Below are 21,111 nucleotides of genomic sequence, written 5' to 3' on the forward strand. Positions count from 1 at the left end.
ATCGAGGCCGGGGATGTCAACATATCTGGCGTTGACTTTTGGCACGCTGTTGAGTTCTCAAGGAACGGACGCTTCCTTCGGACTGCCTTCCGGCAAGCCCTCCGGGCTTCGTTCTTTCGTGTTTCCAGCTTATCAGATGTTTTCCGCTCCGTTTCCGGGGCTTTCACTTCCGACTCGCCGGCGTCTTTCGGGGCGTGGTGCCCTGTCCGACGTTTCAAACACTAGCCGATCCCCGCTCCGAAAAGCGAATCCGGCCGCAATCCGATAAAATGAACACGCCAATTACAGACCGGACCGCATCTGCACATGACAGATCCGCCCGAGTCGGGAAGTGGTGGTTCAGAGGATTGGCCGCCCCGGGACCGTCCGCGCTGACGCGTGTCCGGTGCTCCCAGTCGAGCGACTGGGAGACAGTACTCCTCCGCCACGCCCAAAACAAATGCCGTGGCTCAGGGCGGGCGGCTCCACGCCCAACGACTCCGCCGAGCAGGTCGAGGCGGTCGGCGGGGACGAGCGTGGCGGGAGCGGTGAGTCGCGGCGCGAGCGGCCCCGGCCCCGGCCCCGGCCCCGGCCCCGGCCCCTGCGAGGTGGGGCCCGGGCTATAGTCCCTGGGTCGCGAAAAACGATGCCCCGAGGGTCCACCCGCCGGGCATCGCTCGTACATCGACGCAGATGGTTCTGATCGGTGAGCGTCTCCTTGCCGGGACCGGGCATTCCGTCCGCTCCCCGCACTGACCGTCGCCGACGCGTGTCGGCGCTACAGAGGAGCGCAGCATGCAGAAGACCATCGCCATCGTCGGGGCCGGACTCGGCGGGCTGACGCTCGCCCGGGTGCTTCAGGTTCACGGCGTCGCCGCGACGATCTACGAGGCTGAGGCTTCGGCGACGACCCGCGCGCAGGGCGGACTGCTCGACATCCACGAAGTGACCGGGCAGGTCGCGCTTCGCGCAGCCGGTCTGTACGACGAGTTCCTCACCTTGGTCCGACCGGGCGAGGACGCCAAACGTGTGGTCGACCGCCACGGCACGATCCTTCTCGACATGCCTGCGGACCCCGGTTCGGCCCGTCCCGAGGTGGACCGTGGAGAACTCAGGCGCCTGCTCGTCGACTCGCTCGCGCCCGGGACGATCAGGTGGGGTCACAAGCTCGCCTCCATCCGGCACCGTCTGGAGGGCGGCTACGTCCTCACCTTCAGGGAAGGCTCCGCCACGCACGCCGACATCGTCATCGGCGCGGACGGTGCCTGGTCGAAGGTGCGCCCGCTGCTCACCTCCGCCGAGCCTTCCTACAGCGGAACCTGCTTCCTCGAGGTTGCCCTCACCTCGGGCGGCCGGAACCATCGGGCGGGCGTGGCCGCGATCGGCGGCGGCACCTTGATGGCGGTCGCGCCGGGCAAGGGCATCCTCGCCCACCGCTACGCCGACGGACGGGTGCGCGGATACGCGGCGCTGAACAAGCCCGAGGCGTGGATGAGGTCGATCGACTTCGGAGACCCGTCCGCGGGCCTCCGTCGAATCGCCGACGAGTTCGACGACTGGTCGCCGCTGCTCACCGCCTTCGTGGCAGAGAGCGACGCGGAACCGTGGCTGCGACCCATCTACGCCCTTCCCGTCGGGCTTGAATGGGACAGGGTGCCCGGTGTCACGCTCGTCGGCGACGCCGCGCACCTGATGTCGCCCTTCGCCGGCGAAGGCGCGAACCTCGCCATGTACGACGGCGCCGACCTGGCGGGCGAGCTGGCTGGGCAACTCGACACCGAGGCCGCGCTCACCGCCTACGAGGAGCGGCTGTTCCCGCGTGGTGGCGACGCCGCCGACCGGTCGGCGCGGAATCTGGAGGTCTTCTTCGGCCGGGAGGCACCGCGCAGCGTAGTCACGCTGTTCGATCGCTCCTCCTGCCCGAGTGCGGAGACCTTTCCGGCCGGCCCCGTGCGCCGAACTGTGCCCGAGGTGCTATGACTTCGGGATCTGGTCCCGGTGCCCGAGTCCGCTGGTACGAGGGGGGACGGGAGCAGCAGCGGCCCGTGATGTGAGGGTCGGCCGCCTACTTGAACAGGCGGTCCCCGTTGGTGGCCATGCGGTGGGTCCCGCTGTGGCGGTTCACCCAGTCACGGACGAGGTTGACGGCGTTGGCGCACTGCCAGCTGTCGTCGTACTCGCGCACGCCGGTGAAGGCGCCGTAGCCCGCGATGATGCCGTCCACCTGTGCGTCGCCAAGCAGTTTGTCGACGTACCACGGGTCGTTGTAGGTGGTCGTCCAGGAGAGGGTGGCCGCGAGCCGTCCGGCGGCCCGGTCCGCGGCTCCCTTCTTGAGTTCCGCGCAGGTGTTGTAGGTGGGCTCCGTGCAGTTGCCGAAGCCCTTGGTGATGTCGCTGTCGCCGTAGTCCATCGCCCGGCGGCCGGCCGGGAAGCCGCTCCCGGACCGGTCGAAGGCGCTGCGCACCTGGTCGCGGGTGCCGGTCGTGGTGATGCCCTCCAGCGGGCCGAGTCTGCCCTCCAGGCTCTTCCAGCCGCGGCCGCCGACGTCCGGGGTGCTGCCGCCGTGGTACTCGTAGAAGCCGTAGAGCACCTGGATGCCGGCGGCGGTCAGCCGCTGGGCCTTGTCGCGCAGTCCGGCGACGCTACAGGTGCGGTTCGGCTCCTCTCCGCAGTAGTTGGGGTCCTTGATGTCGAGCCAGACCAGCGACAGCCGGCGGCCCGCGTTGGCGTTGGAGACGATGCGGTCGAGCATGCTGTCGAAGCTGGGGCCGAGCCGGTTCTCGCCGGCCGAGGAACAGTCGTGGTAGGCGCGCCACTCGTTCGGGTTCCACCAGGCGCAGACGTCGATCTCGATGGCGTTGGCGCCGTGGTTGATCGCGGCGTCGACGCCGTCCAGGGTGTCGACCCGGTGCGCGATGGCGTAGATCGGGTGGCGCTGGTCGGCGGCTTCGGCGGGGGCCGCGCCGAGCGTGGTGGTGCCGACGATGCCGCACAGTGCCGCCGTCAGGGCGGACAGCGTCCGCACACGTGTGCCGGGCCCGTGGTGAGTCTTCAAGAGGGCACTCCTTCTCGCTGGTGTTCCGGGTGTCGTCCGTGTTCCGACTTGTCTGCGGTCAGACAATCGATATCACCAACTGTGCGTCGACGTACGGTGAATGAGCGCTGAACGAGGCCCGCGCCCGTCCACGATCGTTCGGGTGCGGCCGGATCCGGCGGGTGGCGGCCATCGTCGCGGCCGCCCGGGCCGAGGTGACGGGCGTCCGCCCTCGAACGGACGGTCGCTCCGCCTGAACCCAGGCGCCCCACGGGAACCACCAATCCGTCCAGGGCCGGGGATTCGAATCCCCGCCCGAAGTCGGTAAGGGGCGCGAGGTCGCGCGGAATCGCCGCCGGTAGCCGGACCCGTGTCGCTTTCCGCCATTTATTCGCATACGTCACTATCCGCCGCCGCCGCGGGTAATTCTGAGCTGCCCGCCGAGTGAAGGCGCCTACGGGACCGGAGCGGCTGTGCGCGCTCCGTCCCTCCCGGCCCCGTTCACCCGGACGCGCTCGACCGAAGGAGACGTCACATGCCCGTCGTTCGCAGGGTGCTGCTCACGGCCGCGGTCCTCACCGCCACCGTGGTCGTCGCGCCCACCTCCTCCGCCCAGCCCCTCGCGCCCGCGACCTCCCACGCCGCCGCCACCTCCCCGCTCGCCCGCCAGCCCAGCTTCCACGCCTTCACCGGCACCGGCTTCTCGGGCGCGGACCGCTGGTTCTACGGCAACCAGGGGGCGTGCACGTACGTCGGCGACAACTGGAACGACCGGATCCGCTCCGCCCGAACCGAGGGCGGCGACCGGGTCGAGCTGTGGGACAACTACGACTGCACCGGCGGGTCGATCACCATCGACGCCTCCGGCTACAGCAGCATCGGAGCCTGGGTCAGCGCCTACCGCGCCTACCTCGGTTAGGAGTTGACGAGCCGTGCGGCGGCTCGTCGGCCGGTGCGACCGGTCGACGGGCCGCCGCGCCGGATCGGCGGCAGGGCCGGCGGACATCAGCGTGAGGTGAACACTTCACCACAGGGCGTGATCGTGTTAGCGTCCCTCGGATGTCGAGGATTCTGGTCACCGATCTGGACGGCACCTTACTCGGCGGCACCCGGGACGACCGGCGCCGGTTACGGGACGCCCTGGTCCGCCACCCCGAGGTGACCACGGTCTTCGCCACCGGACGCTCGCCGGCCTCCGTCCGGGAGGTCCTGCGCGATCCGCTCGTCCCCCGGCCCCGGTGGATCATCGCCGACGTCGGCGCCACCGTCGTCGACGGCACGGACTTCGCCCCCGTCAGCCCGGTGCAGGAACACCTGCGGGCCGGCTGGCCCGGACCGGAGCGGGTGCGGGCCGCGCTGCGCGGCTTCCCCGGGCTCACCTACCAGCGCGGCGTCGTCCAGAACGGCCGCTGCTCCTACCACCTCGACCCCGACCGGCTCACCGACGGACTCACCGCCGCCGTCGAGGCCCTCGGCTGCACCTGGGTGTACTCGGCGGACCGCTACTTCGACGTCCTGCCGCCGGGAGCCTCCAAGGGCAACGCCCTACGGGCCCTGGCCGGCAGACTGGGCTGGCGGCCCGACGGGATCCTGGTCGCCGGGGACTCGCTCAACGACCTCTCGCTGTTCCGCTTCGGCGCGCACGCCGTGGTCGTCGCAGGGGCCGAGCCCGCACTGCTCACCGCCCTCGCCGAGGACCCCCTCGTCCACCGCCCGGACCGGGCCGGCGCGGCCGGGATCCACTCGGCGCTCCTGAACCTCGGCTGGGTGTCCCCCGAACCCGGCTCCGGACGCCCCGACTCCGGGCCCGCCGACTCCGGACGCCCCGAACCTGGTGGCCCGGGCTCCGGACGGCGCGGCCCCGAACACCCCGACCCCGCAGGCCCCGGCCCCGAAGGCCCCCCGCGCCGGCACTCCCTCGTGGTGGCCTACCACCGCCCGCCGCTGCACTGGGACGGCGGGAGCTGGCAGCCGCCCGGCAGCCCCAACGGCATCCTGCCGACCCTGAGCAGCGCCTTCACCGACGGCCTGCCGGGCGTCTGGGTCACCGCCCTGACCGGCCGCGACCGGACGGCGGCGCTCCCCCCGCCCACCTCGCCGCCGCTGTCCCCCGTACCGCTGGACACGGCCACCTGGCGCGGCTACTTCCACGACGCCTGCAAGGAGACCCTCTGGCCGGTCCTGATGTCCGAACCGGACAGGTCGACCTTCGACGAACGGGCCTGGACCGACTACCGTACGGTCAACGCCCGGTTCGCCCGGCACATCGCCGCCCAGGCGGCCCCGGGCGCCACCGTCTGGCTGCACGACTACAACCTCTGGCTGGTCCCCGGCCTGCTGCGCCGCCTGCGGCCCGACGTCAGGACCGGGATCTTCCACCACACGCCCTTCCCGGCCCCCGACGTCTTCGCCACCCTCCCGGTCGCCGCCGAACTGCGCGGCTCCCTGGCGCGCCTCGACTGGGCGGGCTTCCACACCGAGGAGTTCGCCCGTCACTTCCGCAAGGCCCTGGCCGGGCTGCCCGATCCGCCGCGCACCGGTGTCCACCCGCTCGGGATCGACCGGCCGGCCGTCGAACGGCTCGCCCGCCTCCGCGCACCGCACCGCACCCCGGCCGCCGACCCGGTGGTGCTCTCGGTCGAACGCCTCGACTACGCCAAGGCCCCGATCCAGAAGGTCGAGGCCGTCGACCTGCTGCTCTCCCGCCGGCCCGGGCTGCGCGGCCGGTTCGTCTTCCGGCTGGTCTGCGCGCCGCCCGAGCCCGGCATCACCGCCTACGACGCCACCCGCCGCCGCCTCGAACGGTCCGTCGCCGAGGTGAACGCCCGCTGGCGGCAAGGGCCTTGGCAGCCGGTCGACTACCGTCCCCGCGGTCTCTCCGCCACCGGCGTCGTCGACGCCTACCTGGCGGCAGACGTCCTCTGGGTGACCTCCCTCCAGGACGGGATGAACCTGACCGCCAAGGAGTACGTCGCCGCCCGGGCCGCCCTCCTGCCCGGTGACGCGAGGCCCGGAGCGCTGGTGCTCTCCCGGCACGCCGGCGCCGCCGCCGAACTCGGCGAGGCCGCCCTGCTCACCGACCCGCGCTCGCCCGAGGACCTCGCCGCCGTGCTGGCCCGCGCCCTCGACCTGGCCCCCGCCGAGCGCCGGGCCCGCCTGGAGCGGCTCTCCGAGCTGCTCGGCCGGGAGCGGCCCGCCGACTGGGCCGTCCGGATCGTCCACGCCATCCGGGGCTGCTCCACCTCGGCCACGCCGGTGGTGCGCCGGATCGCCGGCCGCCCGTCCCCGGTCTCGACGCGGCGCCCGTGAGCCGGAGCGGTCCCCGGCGCCAGTGAGCGGTAACCGTCCCCGGCACCCGTCAGGCCCCGGGCCGGATCACCGGCGGCTGCCGCGCAGGGTGTAGGCGACGGCGCCCAGCACCGTCAGGCCCACGGCCACCGACGTCGAGGTGTCGGTGCGGGGCTCCTGGACCAGCCACGTGAGCGCCTGCTCGAACCGGGTCGGCCGGGGCCCGATCGCCACCATCAGCAGCGCCCAGCCGACGGGCGGTGCCCAGGCCGCCTGCGCCCCGAACAGCGCCGCCGCGAGGGCCGTCAGCGCGGTGAGCGCCGACACCGCCAGCGCGAGGCTGCCGAAGGGCACGGCGTGGGTCGGCCGGTCGGCGGCCACCCGGGCGGCGGCGAGCAGGCCGAACAGGACGCCGCCGAGCAGCACCACGTGCAGCGCCCTGACCAGCCGCCAGCGGACCGGCGTGCCGCGCTCCAGTTCCTCGTCCGGGCCGGCCAGGGTACGGGCGACGGCGGCGACGCCCAGCACGACGGCGATCAGACCGACCGCGCGCGCGGTCCCCGGATCGTCCAGCCGGTGCCCGGCCCAGGTGAGGGCGGCGGCGGCCAGGAAGACCAGGAGGGTCGTCGGGATCGCCCGGCTGCGCAGGTGCAGCACCAGGCCGCGCAGTCCCGGGGTCACCGGCCGGCCCCCTCGCCCGTCGCGACGTCGCCCGTCACGGCCGCCAGTGGGTCCTGGCAGGCCAGCCCGGCCTTCCGGGCCTCCCCGATCCGCCGGTACCGCTCGTCGGCGGGCAGCGCGCGCAGGGTGTCGTGGGCCGCCCGGGCGACGGGGTTCAGCCTGTCCGCGGGAGTACCCAGGAGCACGGCGGCGACCGCCCGGGAGGCGTCGGACGCCCGCGTCCGTCCCTTCTCGTCGGAGAAGCAGTCGAGGTCGACGACGGCGTGCTGGGCCACCAGGTCGACGACCGTGTCCGGCTCCCAGCGGATGCCGCCCTGCTGGGTCCGGTACGGCAGCTCGATCCGGACCGTGCCGGGATCCCCCGCTCCGCCCGCCGCCCTGCCGTCGTCCAGCATCCAGCTCACCGGGTCCTCCTGCACCCGGGTCGGGCCGCCGGGCACCGCGGCGAAGGCGTCGAGCACCTTGCGGGCGGGCGGCAGCAGGTCGGGCAGCGCGGCGCGGTGCACCCTGGTGACGCAGACCCGGCCGTCCTCCGGTGCGCAGACCAGCTCGGTGGCCCGCGGTTCGGGGACGACCGCGCCCGAGGGCGCCACCAGCGAACCGAGCGCCAGCCCGGCCACGGCCGGTGCGGCGGCCAGCACCCGGGCCCGGGTGGTCCCGGCGACCGCCAGCAGCACGCCGGTCACGCCGAGAGCGGTGAACCAGACGGCCTGGCCCGCGGACAGCGCGGGCAGCACCCGGTGGAAGTCGTCCGTCACCGGCAGCATCGGCAGCACCGTGTCCACCAGCCGGTTCGCCGGCCGGCCGTCCCGGATCTGGGCGACCGCCAGGACCAGGAACAGCAGCACCGCCCCCAGCGGCGCCGCGACCGGCGCCGGGGCCACCCGGCCGATGCCCAGCCCGAACAGGGCGACGGCGACGACGGCGAGCAGCCCCACCGCGAGGCCCAGCGGCCATGCGCCGTCGCTGAACGTCGCGTTCCCGGAGACGACCACCACGGCCCAGCCGATCACCGCCGCCACCGCGGTCGCCGCCGCACCGGCCACCACCACCAGGGCCGGCAGCAGCCGCACCGGGCCCGGCCGCGGCGTGGCGGCGAACAGCTCGGACACCGAGCTGCGCCGCTCCCGCCCGCCGTGCCAGATCGCGGCGGCCAGCACCACCGGCAGGCAGATCCAGGCGGTCGACCGCAGCGAGTGGACCAGGGACGTCCAACTGGCCGCCCACTGCTGGACGTCCATCCAGAGGAAGATCCGGGCCAGGACGGCCAGCACCAGGAGCAGCGCGGGCGCGACCGAGCGCTTCGCCTCCAGGCGCGTCATGCGGAACATAGGTCGTCTCCAGGGTTCTAGGGGTCGGGGAGGGGAGGTGCGGGGCGCTACCGGTTGGCGCTACCGGTTCAGGGCCCTACGTCCGGGTGCGGGCCTTCGCCTCGCGGTGCCGGCGCAGGATGGCGGAGTAGCCGCGCTCGATGTCGCTGTCGCCCGGGTCGGCGTCGGTGCCCGCCGCGCGGATCCCGTCGACGTGGCCCGCGAAGACCGTGCCGCCCTCGTCGATCAGCACGACGCTGGTGCAGGCCGCGGCGACGTCTTCGACCAGGTGGGTGGAGACCAGCACGCAGGACTGTTCGCCGATGTCGCGCAGCAGGGCGCGGAACTCCAGGCGCTGGGCGGGGTCCAGGCCGACCGTGGGCTCGTCGAGCAGCAGGATGTCGGGGTCGTTGACGATCGCCTGGGCGATGCCCGCCCGGCGCAGCATGCCGCCGGAGAGCGAGCCCATCCGGTCGTCGGCCCGGCCGGTGAGGTCGACCCGGTCGATGGCGTGCTGCACCGCGTCGGCCGTCCGGCGCCGGGGCACCTCCTTGAGCCAGGCCATGTACTCGACGAACTCCCGTACGGTGAACCGGCGGTAGTGCCCGAAGGCCTGCGGCAGGTAGCCCAGCCGGCGGCGCACCTCCCGCAGTTCGCCCCGGCTGCGCCGGGCGGCGCCCAGGAGTTCCAGCTCGCCGCCGTGCGGGGTCAGGACGGTGGCGAGGGTGCGGATCAGGGTGGTCTTGCCCGCCCCGTTGGGGCCGAGCAGGCCGTGCACGCCGGCGCCGAGGTCCAGGTCGATCCCGTCGACCGCGAGGCGGCGGCCGTGCCGGACGGTCAGTGCGCGGGCCCGGATGTGGTGGGCGTAGCGGGTGGGGGCGATCTCGGCGGCGATGCCGGTGACGGGCATGGGAGGTTCTCCTCGCGGTGCGGGTGAAGGGCGGGACGGGTGTTGCGCGGCGTCGGGCGGTCCACGGCCGACGACAGACGGGCGGCCAGCCTCAGCGGGGCGGTCAGCCGCGGCGGGCGCGGGCCTCGCGGGGGTGCAGGTAGCCGGTGCGGCACAGGACGACGGCGACGGCCAGGACACCGGCCGCGACCGCCCACCCGGGGGCGGCCGAGTCCCGCAGGTACGACGGCACGGTGCCGCCGTCCATGGCGGGGACGACCACGATCGCGGCCCACCCCGCGCCGACTCCCGCCGCCGCGCGCTGGACGCCCAGCCGGCTGCCGAGCGCCAGGGCGGCGCAGGTCAGGGCGAGGGCCGGCAGCAGGACCAGCGCGGGCGCGGTGCCGGTGATCCAGCCGCCGACCGCCAGCGCCGGGATCACCAGGGCCAGGACGGCCACGGTCCGGCGCAGGAGCAGCCCGAGCCCCGCCCGGGGGGTCGCGGCGACCAGCTCGTGGACCGGCTCGGAGTGCGGCCCCCAGCTCAGGGCCACGCCCAACAGCGGCATCGCCGGGGCCAGCAGCACCAGGACCGGGGAGTCGGGGGCGGCGGCCGACGACAGCAGCAGGGCGCCGAGCACGACCAGCACGAGCGCCGCGACCCACGGCCCGAACGCCGGGGCCGCCCACCGGGCCAGCTCCGCCCGTACCCGCCGCCACCGCCGTCGGCGCACCGGCGTCAGCGACACCGCCTCCGACAGGCGCTCGCGCACCTGCGCCACCAGCGCGGTGTCGGCCGGGCTGTGGGCGCGGGACACCCTCCCCAGCTCGGCCCGGCAGGGGGCGCAGCGCTCCAGGTGCGCCTCCACCGCCCACAGCTCGCCGGCGGTGGGGGCGGCGCCCGGGGCATCACCGCCCAGGACGTAGCTCACCAGCAGCCGGTGGGGGACGTGGGCAGTCATGACAGGGCCTTTCGCAGGTCGAGGCGGGCACGGCGGGCACGGGTCTTGACCGTTCCCTCGGGGATCTTCAGCAGCGCCGCGGTCTCCCGGACGGTCAGGCCGTCGAGCACCATCGCGGTGAGCACCTGGTGCAGCTCGGGTGCGAGCCGGTCCAGGGCCGCGCCGACGTCGCCGCCGACCGCGGATTCCAGCACCTCGTGCTCGGCCGAGGGTGCCGGCGCCGGGGCGACGGACAGCGGCGGGAGCGCGCCGTGCCGGCCGCGCGCCCGGAAGGCGTCCACCAGCCGCCGGGCAGCGATCGTCCACAGCCACCCGCCGGCCTCCTCCCCGCGCATGCTGTCGGCGAACGACCCGGCCGCGCGCCACACCGCCAGGTACGTCTCCTGCAGGACTTCGGCGACGATCTCGTCGTCCGCGCAGCGTCGGCGCAGCCGTGCGGTCAGCCAGGGGGCGCTGCGCCGGTACAGCTCGTCAAAGGCCGCCGCGTCCCCGCGGGCGATCCGCCGGACCAGTTGGGCTTCGGTCATCGAGGCCGGTGAACGTTTCACGCCCTGGTCTTACGTGGCGCACGGCCCCGTGGTTTTCACCCGCACCGTGATCCACGTCACACCGAATGGTCCCGTTCCGGATCTCATGCCCTGCCGTCGGCTGCTGCTGGGTGATGCAGTGGATGCCCCCGCCGCTGGCAGCGACGCGGCCGATGTCGAGGCGGGTGATCGCGCGACCTCGTTCCGGCAGGTGCGGGCGGGCGGGTCCGGCGCGATGGTGGAGGGGAACGCCCGGCTCCGCCAGGCCGGGGCCACCACCGGTAGGGAGTCGCCATGGACCCGACCATCGATCCGACCCAGCTCGGGGCCGCCGCCGCTCCGGCGGCCTTCGGGAGGTACCTGGCAGCCCTGCCGCACGCGCCGATGGACCACGGGCACGGCCCGGCGAAGTCCGTCCGCACCGCGGAGTACGAGGGGCACCGGATCAGCATCACCACGACCTACGAGATCACGGTGGACGGCCGACCGCTGACGGCCGGGCTCGACGTGGACGACAGCGGCATGCTGTCCTGCCACGGCCTGCCCGCCTACCAGTTCGTCTCCGCGGTGGACGCCGTCAAGGTGCTGATCCACACCTTCCCCGACTCGTTCCGGGGCGGCGGCTGAGATGCCCGTCGTCCGCAGGAACATCCTCAAGGACCCGGCCGCCCGCGACGACTACGTCCGCGGCATCGGCCTGCTCAAGCAGGAGGACAGCCAGGTCACCACCCAGCAGCTGGGCGTCCCCGGCCCGGTCGTCCCGGTCCGCACGTACGACCTGTTCGTCGTCTGGCACGGCCGGACCATGGCGACGCCGATCCCGCCCACCGGCAACCCCCGGGTGCGCAACGCCGCCCACCGCGGGCCGATCTTCCTGCCCTGGCACCGGGTGATGCTCGGGTTCCTCGAGAAGAACCTTCAACGGGTGCTCGGGAAACCGGACTTCGCCCTCCCGTACTGGGACTGGTCGGCCGACGGCGACGCCGGCTCGCCGACCGACGCCGAGATCTTCTCCCCCGCCTACCTGGGCGGCGACGGCGACCCGGTGACGGACGGCCCGTTCGCCTACCACCCGGGCGATCCCGCCGGTTTCACCGTCCGCATCGAAGCCGCCGGGCCCGGCGGCATGGCGCTCGCCCAGACCAGCCGCGGCCTGCGCCGCTCCTTCGCCCAGCCGCCGCCGTTCGGCTGGCGCACCCTGCCGACCGGCGCCGAGGTCCAGGAGGCCCTCGCGTTCACCCCGGCCGGCCACGACCCCGCCGACCGCTACGACACCCTCGACTTCAACTCCTCCTCCGAGGGTTTCCGCAACCTGCTCGAAGGCTGGATCCCCAAGGACCCGGCCCGGCCGGTCCACCTGCACAACCAGGTCCACGTCTGGACCGGCGGCGACATGGGCCCGGCCACCTCGCCCAACGACCCGCTGTTCTACCTGCACCACTGCAACGTCGACCGCATCTGGGCGGGTTGGCTGAACCGCTACGGACCGCTGTACGCCCCCGACATGGACGCCCCGGCCGACATCTACCAGGGCGAACGGATCGACGACCCGATCGCCTCCCCCCTCGGCCCCTCCGCGACCCCGCGCTCCGTCCTGGACGTGTCGGCGATCTACGCCTACGACACCCTGCCCTGACCCCGGCCCACCCTGCGCCGGCGTCCGACGGGAGGAGAGCCGCCCCCCGGGACCCGGTGACGTGGATCACAGCGGGTTTCCCGCGGTCGGCGAAATGCGAGGGCCGCCGAGGCGGTTGGCACGGGCAACCGTCTCCGTCCCGGCGCACGTCACCGCTATCCGCGAGGAATCCCCATGACCGTCACCGAGCCCTCCACCTCCCGCGCGGCCGAGATCCTGTCCCGGCCCGTCACGATCAACGGGCTGACCGTGCCCAACCGCATCGTGATGGCGCCGATGACGCGCAGGTTCTCCCCCGGCGGCGTGCCCGGCGAGGACGTGCGCTCGTACTACGCCCGCCGCGCCGCCGCGGGCGTGGGCCTGATCGTCACCGAGGGAACGTACGTCGGCCACGAGTCCGCCGGTCAGAGCGACGACATCCCGCGCTTCCACGGCGAGGAGCAGTTGGCCGGGTGGGCCCGCGTCGCCGAGGACGTCCACGCGGCGGGCGGCGCCATCGTGCCGCAGCTCTGGCACATCGGCATGGTCCGCAGGCAGGGCGACCCGCCGTTCGCCGGCGCTCCCGCCGTCGGCCCGTCCGGCATCCGGCTGGACGGCACCGAGGGGACGGGCCGGGCGATGACCCGGGCCGACCTGGACGCCGTCATCGGCGCGTTCGCCGAGGCCGCCGCGGCCGCCGAGCGGATCGGCTTCGACGGCGTCGAACTGCACGGCGCCCACGGCTACCTGCTCGACCAGTTCCTGTGGGCGGGCACCAACCGCCGCACCGACGCCTACGGCGGCGACCCGGTCGCCCGGACGAAGTTCACGGCCGAGCTCGTCGCCGCGGTGCGCGAGGCCGTCTCCCCGCGGTTCCCGGTGATCTTCCGCTACTCCCAGTGGAAGGCGGAGAACTACGAGGCCCGGCTCGCCGAGACCCCGCAGGAACTGGAGGCGATCCTCGCCCCGCTCGCCGACGCCGGCGTCGACGCCTTCCACGCCTCGACCCGCCGCTACTGGGTCCCCGAGTTCGACGACTCGGACCTCAACCTGGCCGGCTGGACCAGGAAGCTCACCGGCCGCCCCGCGATCACCGTCGGCTCGGTCGGCCTCGACGGCGACTTCGTCCGCGCGTTCATGGGCGAGGGCGCGGCGCTCCAGGGCATCGACAACCTGCTGGACCGGCTGGAGCGCGACGAGTTCGACCTGGTCGCCGTCGGCCGCGCGCTCCTCCAGGACCCGCAGTGGGCCGCCAAGGTCCTCGCCGGCCGCTTCACCGACCTGCGCCCCTACGACGCCGCCGCCCTCCGCACCCTGAGCTGACGTCCGCGCCGCCACCGGACACCGCACGGCTCCCGGGTCGGAGCCGTGCGGTGCGTCGTCGAGCGGGGACGTCCGCGACGACGGCTCCGGGGCAGGCGCCGTGGAGGACCTACCGCGCGAACCGCGCCCGGTGGGCGGCGATCAGGTCGCGGTACCAGGTGTAGGAGGCCTTCGGGGTGCGGCGCTGGGTCTCGAAGTCGACGTGGACGAGGCCGAAGCGCTGGCGGAACAGTCCCTCCGCCCATTCGAAGTTGTCGAGGAGGGACCAGGTGTAGTAGCCGCGGATGTCGATGCCCTCGGCGGCGGCCCGGGCGAGGGCGTCGAGGTGGGCGGCCAGGAAGTCGATGCGGGGCTGGTCGGGGACGGTCTCCTCGGTGACGGAGCAGCCGTTCTCGGTGATGGTGATCGGCGGCAGGGCCTTTCCGTACAACTCGCGGAGGTTGAGGAGGAGTTGGCAGATGGCGTCGGGGACGACGGGCCAGCCGAAGGCGGTGTGGGGGACGTCGGGGATCTCGACGAGGTCGAACGGGAGGCCCGGTTCGGTGGGGGCGGCGACGCGGGTGGGGTTGTAGAAGTTGAGGCCGAGGCCGTCCAGCCCGGGGGCGTGGACGAGGTCGAGGTCGCCGGGGCGGACGGCGCCGAAGAGGTCGTCGGGGACGCCGAGGGCGGAGAGGTCGGGGTAGCGGCCGAGGAGCACGGGGTCGGTGAACAGCCGGTTGTGGAGGGCGTCGTAGGCCTCGGCGGCGGCGGTGTCCTCGACGGAGGCGGAGGCCGGCTGGACCAGGGTCAGGTTGTTGGAGAGCATCGCCTCCAGGCCGCGGTCGTGGAGGACCGCGGCGGCCAGGCCGTGGGCGAGGAGCTGGTGGTGGGCGGCCGGGAGGGCCTCGAACATCAGGGTGCGGCCGGGGGCGTGGGTGCCCAGCGCGTAGCCGAACACCGTGTGCACGAAGGGCTCGTTGAGGGTGATCCAGGCGGGGACGCGGTCGCCGAGACGGTCGGTGACGATTCCCGCGTACTCGGCGAAGCGGTGGGCGGTGTCGCGGTTGAGCCAGCCGCCGTCGTCCTCCAGGCCCTGCGGGAGGTCCCAGTGGAAGAGCGTGGGGAGGGGGGTGATGCCCGCTTCCAACAGGGCGTCCACCAGGCGGTCGTAGAAGGCGAGTCCGGCGGGGTTGACGGCGCCGGCGCCGGTGGGCAGGACGCGGGGCCAGGCGATGGAGAAGCGGTAGCCGTCGAGGCCGAGGCCCTTCATCAGGGCGATGTCCTCGGGGTACCGGTGGTAGTGGTCGCAGGCCACCGCGCCGGTGTGGCCGTCGCGGACGGCGCCGGGGCGGGCGGCGAAGGTGTCCCAGACGGACGGGCCGCGACCGTCCTCGGTCACCGCCCCCTCGATCTGGTAGGCGGCGGTGGCGGCACCCCAGCGGAAGTCCGCCGGCAGGTCGAAGCGGTCCGGCATGACGGTCTCCTGACGTGAACGTGAGGAGGACTCATGTTACTGGGGTGGTGCCGGAACACCAGAGGCCCGCATCGACAACTGCCGCCCCGGTGACGGGGATCAGGCCCGGCCCCCGGCTCCGGTGCGGGAAGCGGCAGGGCCAGTGCGGGAAGCGGCAGGGCCCGTCGTCCCGCCGGAGCGGGACGACGGGCCGGGCGGTCAGTGGCGGATCACCGGCGGGACGTGCCGCTCCCGGGCGGGTGCGGTGGAGACCACCGGCCCGGTGCTGGAGGGGGTGGTCCCGGCGCGGACGGGGAGGCCGCCGGCGACGGCATACATGGCCTCGTCGAAGGCCTGGCCGTCGGGCGGCGTCCTGCCGACCGCGAAGACCGCCACCGCCCTGCCGTCGACCACGGAGGTGGAGAGGTAGTCGCCGACCATGCGGCCCCCCGACGTGGCGGCGATCCGGGACAGCGGCATCGGACCGGCGACGGTCTGCGCCGCGCTCCAGGTGGCACCGCCGTTGGCGGAGGAGATGAAGCCGACCTCCAACTGGCAGGTGGCGGCGGTGCAGTCGGCGTTCGGGTAGAAGTAGTAGTACAGCCCGATCCTGGCGGCGGGGCCGGCGGTGGCGTGGTCGACGCCGAGGCCGGGGATGAAGTGGTCGACCCCGCTGGTGGTGGGGTCGATCGGCACCCGGGTCACCGCGGACCAGGTGGTGCCGTCGGTCGACGTCGCGTAGACGATGTCGTTGGCCTGGCAGCCGGAGCGGAAGCGGCAGTCCTGCCAGGCGACGTAGACCCTGCCGTCGGCGTCGATCTCGGCCGAGGGCAGGCCCTCACCGTCGCGCAGGCCGCCCGCGACGCCGTGCGCGAAGACGTCGGCGACCAGGACCGTGGAGCTCCAGGAGCCGCCGCCGTCGGTGGAGTTGAAGGAGCGGATCGAGGTGGTGTCGGTCGAGAAGGGGACCACGACCGTACCGTCGGGCCGCACCAGCGGCTGGCCGCCGAGGCCGAGGTCGATGCCGGACGGGCCCGCCGGGGCCGACCACGTGGTGCCGCCGTCCCGGGAGGTCGACATGATCACCTTGTTGTCGGAGGAGGGGAGGTCGACCTCGATGTAGCAGTTGCCGAAGTACCGGCTGCTGGGAGTGTTGTCGCAGACGATCCACTCCTTGTCGTAGCTCTGCCCGTCGAAGCCGACCGCCCGCACCGGGGCCTGCCAGTTCACCCCGTCGGCGGAGCGGCTGACGGTCACGCCGGCACCGTTGAGCACCGAGTCGATGACCAGACCGGCGATCATCCAGGTGCCGTGCCTGGCGTCGTAGGCGACCACCGGGTCGGAGGCGCGGGCCCAGCGTCCGTCACCCTGGTGGGTGGTGAGGCCGGGCAGCATGCCGTGCTGCCAGCTGACGCCGCCGTCCCGGGAGGTGCTCCAGCCGAGGTCCGACGCGCCGCCGTTGGTGAACCGGCCGACCTGGGCGGCGGCGACGATCGTGCCGCCGTAGTCGAAGGTGTCGGGCTCCACCACGGTGGCGTGCTGGCTGCCGCTGTCGGCGAACGGGTCGGTGCTCACCTGGACCAGGTTCGGTCCGCGGCCGTTGACGGTCAGGCTGAAGGTCGCCGAGCGGGTGGCGGAGGTGCCGGCGCCGGTCACGGTGATCGGGTAGGTGCCGGACGGGGTGCCGGCCGCGGTGGAGACGGTGAGCCCGGCGGGTACTCCGGCCGTCACGGCGGTCGGGGTGAAGACGGCGGTGGCGCCCGGTGGGAGGCCGCTCGCCGAGAACGCGACGGTCTGGGCCTCGCCGGCCGTGACGGCCGTCGTGACGGTGGAGGTCACGGACGAGCCCGCTCTCACGATCGCCGCGGCGGGGCTGCCGGCGAGGGAGAAGTCGTCCGAGGTGGAGCCGGTGGACCCGACGTCGCGGTGGCCGACATGGGTGGTGGCGGCCGGGCTTGTGTACGGGGCCGCGACGGCCGGGCCGGCGTTCCAGGCCGCGCCGGCCAGGGCGAGGGCGGCCGCCGCGAGGGCGGCGAACGGCCGCCGCCAGGGGGCAGGGGTGCGCGGGTGCCTCATCCGAAGCTCCTTTGCGTGGGGGTGGGAGTGCGGACGACGAGGGGCGGACCGCGGTCGGGGGCACGGCGATCCGCCCCGGTGGGGTGCGTGCGGATCAGGACGGCGCGACGTCGTCGAAGCTCGTGGAAGCGACGTCGCCCGTCCGGTTGTCGTCGTGGCCGATCAGGGTGGGCGGGTACCGGCGCCCGGCGGTGCCGGCGGCCGTCGTCCGGACCCAGCCGGAGGGGGCCGCCCGACACCCGAAAAAAGGGGTGAAGGACGTTCACGCGGAAGGACACGCGTGTTCGTAAATCGGAAGTGTGAACCGGGCCATGACATCGCACAAGATGTGCGACCGAAACTCGTGGAACAGCCCGGCCGGGGTTTGTACCCCTACCGGGAACGGGTATGGGGAGTACACCCACGAGCGCCACCGACACCGGCCCGACCAGGGCGAACGCGGCAGGGCGCGGCATTCAGCACCGGGTCGAAGCGGTCGGCCGGTCAGGCGAGGTCGCGCAGGCGGCGGATCGGGCTCGCCGCGAGGATCGCCGGGCCGGCCAGGCCGCATACCGCCAGCAGGAGCAGCGCCGTACGCGGTCCCCAGGCGGTGGAGGCCGCGCCGGCCAGGAGCGCGCCGACCGGGATGGCGCCCCAGGAGACGAACCGGACGGTGGCCATCACCCTGGGCAGCAGCTCCGGCGGGGTGTGGGTCTGCCGGTGGGTGCGGGCGACGATGGTGGTCACCACGAGGCCCGCCGAGAAGCCCGCGTTGCCGACGGCGTAGACCAGCGCCGCCCAGCCGGGGCCGGCCGCCGGGAGCAGGAAGGTGAAGAGCGCGGAGGTCAGCGCGGCCCACCGCAGGGCGCCTCCGCTGCCGACCCGGGAGACCACCCGGGGCGTGAGGGCGGCGCCGATCAGACTGCCGAGGCCGCCGGCGGCCATCAGGGCACCGACGGCGGCGGCCGTCGCGTCGAGGGTGTCGACCAGGAACACCGGGGTGAGCGTCATCAGCCCGCCGCCGACGAGGTTGACCGCGGTGGCGTCGGCGGCGCACGGCCCGACCACAGGGTGCCGGGTGACGAAGTGCCAGCCCTCGCGGATCTGCTCGCGCATCCCCGCGCCGGCCGGTCGGCCGACGGGACGCTCCGCGCGCGGCAGGCTGCGCAGCAGGGCCGCCGAGACCAGGTAGCTGGCCGCGTCCAGCACCATCGCCGCCGCCCCGCCGACGAGTTGGACCAGTACCCCGCCGAGCGAGGGGCCGGCCAGCTCGGTCGCGGCGCTGGTGGCGGAGAGCAGGCTGTTGCGGGCGGTCAGCTCCTCCTTGGGGACGATCGAGGGCAGGAAGGTGGAGTTGCCGACGTCGAAGACCACGCTCGCCAGCCCGTTCAGCAGGGCGACCGCCACCAGCTGCGGCAGGCCGAGCACCCCCAGGGCGGCCGCCACCGGTACCGAGGCGACGGCCAGCCCGCGCACCAGGTCCGCCGCCACCTGGGTGCCGCGCAGCGGGAGCCGGTGGACCAGGACGCCGGCCGGCAGTCCGACCAGCAGCCAGGCCAGGTACCCGGCGCCGGTGACCAGGCCGACCTGCCAGGCCGTCGCGTGCAGGGTGAGCACGGCGGTCAGCGGCAGGGCGACGGCGGTCACCTGGTCGCCTAATCGACTGACCAGCGATCCGGCCCAGTAGCGCCCGAACGCCCCTGCCGACGCCTGGAGTTGTGGCCCGTGCTCCGCTCCGCGGACCTCCACGGCCGCCGTTCGCGTGGTCGTGTCCACCCTCGGTCCCTCCCCTTCCGTCGCAACCCGTCCACCCACCCGCCCCCGAGCCCCGTCCCCCCGCCCGCCCTCCGATCCGCCGGCCGCGCTCAGGCTGCACAGCGGAACAGCGGACTCCTCCTGCGCGATCTCCCCGGCCCTTGCCGTCCTCGGCGACGGCTCGCGCCCCGCGACCGGCACCACCGACCAAGCGGCTCACCCTCGCGCTGGAGGCCGCCCGCACCGCTTGTGGCGTCCGCTAGCCGGTGATCGACCGGACGAGTCCATGGCGGACGCCCTCGCTCTGATCGACGGGCTCGCGACACACTGATGACGGGCCGGCTCCGGCCACGTCCGACGCACCGGGCGTCCGCACAGCCGCCCGGGTCCTGACGTGCCCCTGCCCAACTCACCCGACGCTCACACCCCGGGAGCCAGACACGTCGCGGCCGCCCCACCGCGACCGGCCGACCGGCCGACCGGCCACCCCGATCCCGACCTCGCCCTCGCCCTCGCCCTCGCCCCCGACCCGCTCGGCTCGCAGTCGCCCACGTCGGAGGGCTACCGGAGGACGCGCCTCCAGATTGTGACGTGCCCCTGTCTAGTTCGTTCCCGTCCTGGTGTGGTGGGATGAGGCCTCACGGGGATCAACCGCTGACGGGGGTGTTTGCTGGTGCGGAGTGGATGGCTGCGGGAGCTGGACGGGGACGCGGCGTGCCTGACGGCCGTGGGGCTGGTCCGGCTGGGGGCGCGGGACCGGTTGGGCACGGAGGACGGGGCGCCGGCCTGGGTGGGCGGGCTGCGGGCAGCCGCGTTCGCGGATGCCTGGCTGGCGTTCGGTGACGGGCCCGCGTCCGGGCTGCGGGTGCCCGCACCGGCGGTGCTGCGGGCCGTGGTGGCCCGAGCCGCGGAGCTGGTGCTGCGGTCCTGCGGGGAGGACGGGCCGGCGGCGCTGGAATGGCTGGGGCAGCGCTCGGCGGAGGCCCGCGAGCAGGCGCAGCGGGAGGGCGCCTCGCACCCGGCCGAACCCTGTGCGCTGACCCTGGTGTGGCACGGGGTCCAGGCGCTGACCGCCGAGGACGGGCCGGGCCACGCCCGCCGGATCGAGGAACGCGGCGAGGCGTACGTGCGGGAGCGGCACCGCCGCCAGGACACCCTGGCACTGGTGCTGTGCTGCACCCGGATCGCCGCGTCCGCGCTGGTGGAGCTGTGCGAGGACGATCCGGAGCGGGTGGCCGGCTGGCTGGAGCAGGACGCGGCGCGTTCCATGCCGCGCGGCGGCCGGGTGCCGCTCTGGGTACCGGGCCGACCCGCCCAGCAGCCGGGCTGAACGGCCGGGCTGAGCGGGCTGGCTGGCTGCGCGAATCGGGCCGGACGGGCTGCGCGGGCCGGTCAGGCCGCGTCGAGCAGCCGGGCGATCTCCGCCATGGCCGGCCCCAGCGGCAGGTCGAGCCGGAGCCCGGCGAGCTCGTCCCCGCGCGTCGGCCCCTGATTGACGATCGCGACCGGCAACCGCGCCCGGGCGGCGCGGCGCACGAAGCGCAGCCCGGACAGGACCGCCAGGGAGGAGCCGAGGACCACCAACGAGCTTGCCGCGTCGACCAGTTCGTAGCAGTGCTCGACCCTGGGCAGCGGGACGTTCTCGCCGAAGAAGACCACGTCGGGCTTGAGCACGCCACCGCAGTCCGTGCAGGCGGCGACCCGGAATCCGTCCACCAGCGGCTGGGGCAGCTGCGCGTCGCCGTCGGGCCGCAGCTGCGCCCCGGGCCGACGGAAGCCCCGGTTGAGCTCCTCCAGCCGCCGGTCCAGTTCGGCCCGGGTGCTGGTGCGGCGGCAGTCGAGGCAGACCACCCGGCGCAGGCCGCCGTGCAGTTCGACGGCCTCCCGGGTGCCGGCCGCGTGGTGGAGGCCGTCCACGTTCTGGGTGATGACCGCCGCGACGTGCCCGGCCCGGCACAGCCGTTCCACCGCGCGGTGACCGGCGTTGGGGCGGGCGCCGGCGATCGCGGGCCAGCCGGTGTGGCTGCGGGCCCAGTAGCGGCGCCGGGCGTCCGCGCTGCCGGTGAACTCCTGGTACGTCATCGGGGTGCCGCTGCGGCGCCGGCCGGTGGCGCCACGGTAGTCGGGGATGCCGGACTCGGTGGACAGGCCCGCCCCGCTGAGCACCACCGTGCCGCGCCGGTCCAGCAGCCGTACCAGGGCTTCCAGCTCCTCTCCCGGCAGGGCGGCCCGCCCGCCCGGGTGTTCGAACGCGTCCATACC

The 21,111-nt window shown here is 74.2% G+C and carries 17 protein-coding genes; 7 read left to right on the forward strand and 10 right to left on the reverse strand.

Features of this window, described 5'->3' with window-relative positions; translation table 11 throughout:
- Nucleotides 1–774 precede the first annotated feature (774 nt).
- Nucleotides 775–1,959: an FAD-dependent oxidoreductase gene (locus tag ACZ7RU_RS28620; protein WP_470343853.1), complete on the forward strand. Its 1,185-nt coding sequence runs from the start codon at nucleotides 775–777 to the stop codon at nucleotides 1,957–1,959.
- Between the two features lie 85 nt (nucleotides 1,960–2,044).
- Here ACZ7RU_RS28620 and ACZ7RU_RS28625 read toward each other — a convergent pair whose 3' ends face one another.
- Nucleotides 2,045–3,034: a PI-PLC domain-containing protein gene (locus ACZ7RU_RS28625; protein ID WP_470343854.1), complete on the reverse strand. Its 990-nt coding sequence runs from the start codon at nucleotides 3,032–3,034 to the stop codon at nucleotides 2,045–2,047.
- A gap of 514 nt (nucleotides 3,035–3,548) precedes the next feature.
- Here ACZ7RU_RS28625 and ACZ7RU_RS28630 point away from each other — a divergent pair.
- Both ACZ7RU_RS28630 and ACZ7RU_RS28635 read left to right on the forward strand, forming a co-directional pair.
- On the forward strand, nucleotides 3,549–3,932 hold the full coding sequence (locus tag ACZ7RU_RS28630) for a peptidase inhibitor family I36 protein (protein WP_470343855.1): 384 nt from the start codon (nucleotides 3,549–3,551) through the stop codon (nucleotides 3,930–3,932).
- A 140-nt stretch (nucleotides 3,933–4,072) separates the two neighbouring features.
- Nucleotides 4,073–6,322 carry a trehalose-6-phosphate synthase gene (locus tag ACZ7RU_RS28635; protein ID WP_470343856.1) on the forward strand — a complete coding sequence of 750 codons (2,250 nt, stop codon included), beginning with the start codon at nucleotides 4,073–4,075 and terminating at the stop codon, nucleotides 6,320–6,322.
- A 66-nt stretch (nucleotides 6,323–6,388) separates the two neighbouring features.
- On the opposite strand, the gene ACZ7RU_RS28640 is transcribed toward ACZ7RU_RS28635, so the two are convergent.
- From ACZ7RU_RS28640 to ACZ7RU_RS28660, 5 genes are all read right to left on the reverse strand, one after another.
- Nucleotides 6,389–6,982, reverse strand: coding sequence for a hypothetical protein (locus ACZ7RU_RS28640; protein ID WP_470343857.1), 594 nt, complete (start codon nucleotides 6,980–6,982; stop codon nucleotides 6,389–6,391).
- Entirely contained in the window at nucleotides 6,979–8,313 is a 1,335-nt protein-coding gene (locus tag ACZ7RU_RS28645) for a hypothetical protein (protein ID WP_470343858.1), read from the reverse strand. The genes ACZ7RU_RS28640 and ACZ7RU_RS28645 overlap by 4 nt, the downstream gene beginning before the upstream one ends.
- 76 nt (nucleotides 8,314–8,389) lie before the next feature.
- Nucleotides 8,390–9,202 (reverse strand): ATP-binding cassette domain-containing protein, encoded by an 813-nt coding sequence (locus ACZ7RU_RS28650; RefSeq protein ID WP_470343859.1) that lies wholly within the window; start codon nucleotides 9,200–9,202, stop codon nucleotides 8,390–8,392.
- Between the two features lie 103 nt (nucleotides 9,203–9,305).
- Complete coding sequence (locus tag ACZ7RU_RS28655) at nucleotides 9,306–10,142, reverse strand: zf-HC2 domain-containing protein (RefSeq protein WP_470343860.1); 837 nt, start codon at nucleotides 10,140–10,142, stop codon at nucleotides 9,306–9,308.
- Nucleotides 10,139–10,669 (reverse strand): RNA polymerase sigma factor, encoded by a 531-nt coding sequence (locus ACZ7RU_RS28660; RefSeq protein ID WP_470343861.1) that lies wholly within the window; start codon nucleotides 10,667–10,669, stop codon nucleotides 10,139–10,141. The genes ACZ7RU_RS28655 and ACZ7RU_RS28660 overlap by 4 nt, the downstream gene beginning before the upstream one ends.
- A 294-nt stretch (nucleotides 10,670–10,963) precedes the next feature.
- Here ACZ7RU_RS28660 and ACZ7RU_RS28665 point away from each other — a divergent pair, with 294 nt between their 5' ends.
- The 3 genes from ACZ7RU_RS28665 (at nucleotide 10,964) to ACZ7RU_RS28675 (ending at nucleotide 13,607) form a co-directional block, all read left to right on the forward strand.
- Nucleotides 10,964–11,296, forward strand: coding sequence for a hypothetical protein (locus ACZ7RU_RS28665; protein ID WP_470343862.1), 333 nt, complete (start codon nucleotides 10,964–10,966; stop codon nucleotides 11,294–11,296).
- A 1-nt stretch (nucleotide 11,297) separates the two neighbouring features.
- Nucleotides 11,298–12,305: a tyrosinase family protein gene (locus tag ACZ7RU_RS28670; protein WP_470343863.1), complete on the forward strand. Its 1,008-nt coding sequence runs from the start codon at nucleotides 11,298–11,300 to the stop codon at nucleotides 12,303–12,305.
- 174 nt (nucleotides 12,306–12,479) lie between these two features.
- Nucleotides 12,480–13,607, forward strand: coding sequence for an NADH:flavin oxidoreductase (locus ACZ7RU_RS28675; protein WP_470343864.1), 1,128 nt, complete (start codon nucleotides 12,480–12,482; stop codon nucleotides 13,605–13,607).
- 109 nt (nucleotides 13,608–13,716) lie between these two features.
- Here the strand turns inward: ACZ7RU_RS28675 and ACZ7RU_RS28680 are convergent, their stop codons facing one another.
- The 3 genes from ACZ7RU_RS28680 to ACZ7RU_RS28690 form a co-directional block, all read right to left on the reverse strand.
- Nucleotides 13,717–15,060, reverse strand: coding sequence for a GH1 family beta-glucosidase (locus ACZ7RU_RS28680; protein WP_470343865.1), 1,344 nt, complete (start codon nucleotides 15,058–15,060; stop codon nucleotides 13,717–13,719).
- Nucleotides 15,061–15,258: 198 nt separating this feature from the next.
- Nucleotides 15,259–17,115, reverse strand: coding sequence for a sialidase family protein (locus ACZ7RU_RS28685; RefSeq protein WP_470343866.1), 1,857 nt, complete (start codon nucleotides 17,113–17,115; stop codon nucleotides 15,259–15,261).
- 483 nt (nucleotides 17,116–17,598) lie between these two features.
- A complete protein-coding gene (locus tag ACZ7RU_RS28690) occupies nucleotides 17,599–18,870 on the reverse strand; it encodes an MFS transporter (protein WP_470343867.1) in 1,272 nt (423 codons plus the stop codon).
- Between the two features lie 652 nt (nucleotides 18,871–19,522).
- Here ACZ7RU_RS28690 and ACZ7RU_RS28695 point away from each other — a divergent pair.
- Nucleotides 19,523–20,179: a hypothetical protein gene (locus ACZ7RU_RS28695; RefSeq protein WP_470343868.1), complete on the forward strand. Its 657-nt coding sequence runs from the start codon at nucleotides 19,523–19,525 to the stop codon at nucleotides 20,177–20,179.
- A 62-nt stretch (nucleotides 20,180–20,241) separates the two neighbouring features.
- Here ACZ7RU_RS28695 and ACZ7RU_RS28700 read toward each other — a convergent pair whose 3' ends face one another.
- The gene (locus ACZ7RU_RS28700; RefSeq protein ID WP_470343869.1) at nucleotides 20,242–21,108 is read right to left on the reverse strand and encodes an NAD-dependent protein deacetylase; all 867 of its coding nucleotides are present in this window, start codon (nucleotides 21,106–21,108) and stop codon (nucleotides 20,242–20,244) included.
- Nucleotides 21,109–21,111: the final 3 nt, after the last annotated feature.

This window comes from Kitasatospora sp. NPDC114501 (assembly GCF_055633695.1).

Excerpts from the sequence above, each read along its gene's own strand:
- ACZ7RU_RS28645 (WP_470343858.1), bottom strand. The coding sequence starts at position 8,313 with ATGTTCCGCATGACGCGCCTGGAGGCGAAGCGCTCGGTCGCGCCCGCG.
- ACZ7RU_RS28630 (WP_470343855.1), top strand. The coding sequence starts at position 3,549 with ATGCCCGTCGTTCGCAGGGTGCTGCTCACGGCCGCGGTCCTCACCGCC.
- ACZ7RU_RS28620 (WP_470343853.1), top strand. The coding sequence starts at position 775 with ATGCAGAAGACCATCGCCATCGTCGGGGCCGGACTCGGCGGGCTGACG.
- ACZ7RU_RS28675 (WP_470343864.1), top strand. The coding sequence starts at position 12,480 with ATGACCGTCACCGAGCCCTCCACCTCCCGCGCGGCCGAGATCCTGTCC.
- ACZ7RU_RS28650 (WP_470343859.1), bottom strand. The coding sequence starts at position 9,202 with ATGCCCGTCACCGGCATCGCCGCCGAGATCGCCCCCACCCGCTACGCC.
- ACZ7RU_RS28665 (WP_470343862.1), top strand. The coding sequence starts at position 10,964 with ATGGACCCGACCATCGATCCGACCCAGCTCGGGGCCGCCGCCGCTCCG.
- ACZ7RU_RS28670 (WP_470343863.1), top strand. The coding sequence starts at position 11,298 with ATGCCCGTCGTCCGCAGGAACATCCTCAAGGACCCGGCCGCCCGCGAC.
- ACZ7RU_RS28660 (WP_470343861.1), bottom strand. The coding sequence starts at position 10,669 with ATGACCGAAGCCCAACTGGTCCGGCGGATCGCCCGCGGGGACGCGGCG.
- ACZ7RU_RS28680 (WP_470343865.1), bottom strand. The coding sequence starts at position 15,060 with ATGCCGGACCGCTTCGACCTGCCGGCGGACTTCCGCTGGGGTGCCGCC.
- ACZ7RU_RS28685 (WP_470343866.1), bottom strand. The coding sequence starts at position 17,115 with ATGAGGCACCCGCGCACCCCTGCCCCCTGGCGGCGGCCGTTCGCCGCC.
- ACZ7RU_RS28700 (WP_470343869.1), bottom strand. The coding sequence starts at position 21,108 with ATGGACGCGTTCGAACACCCGGGCGGGCGGGCCGCCCTGCCGGGAGAG.
- ACZ7RU_RS28635 (WP_470343856.1), top strand. The coding sequence starts at position 4,073 with ATGTCGAGGATTCTGGTCACCGATCTGGACGGCACCTTACTCGGCGGC.
- ACZ7RU_RS28655 (WP_470343860.1), bottom strand. The coding sequence starts at position 10,142 with ATGACTGCCCACGTCCCCCACCGGCTGCTGGTGAGCTACGTCCTGGGC.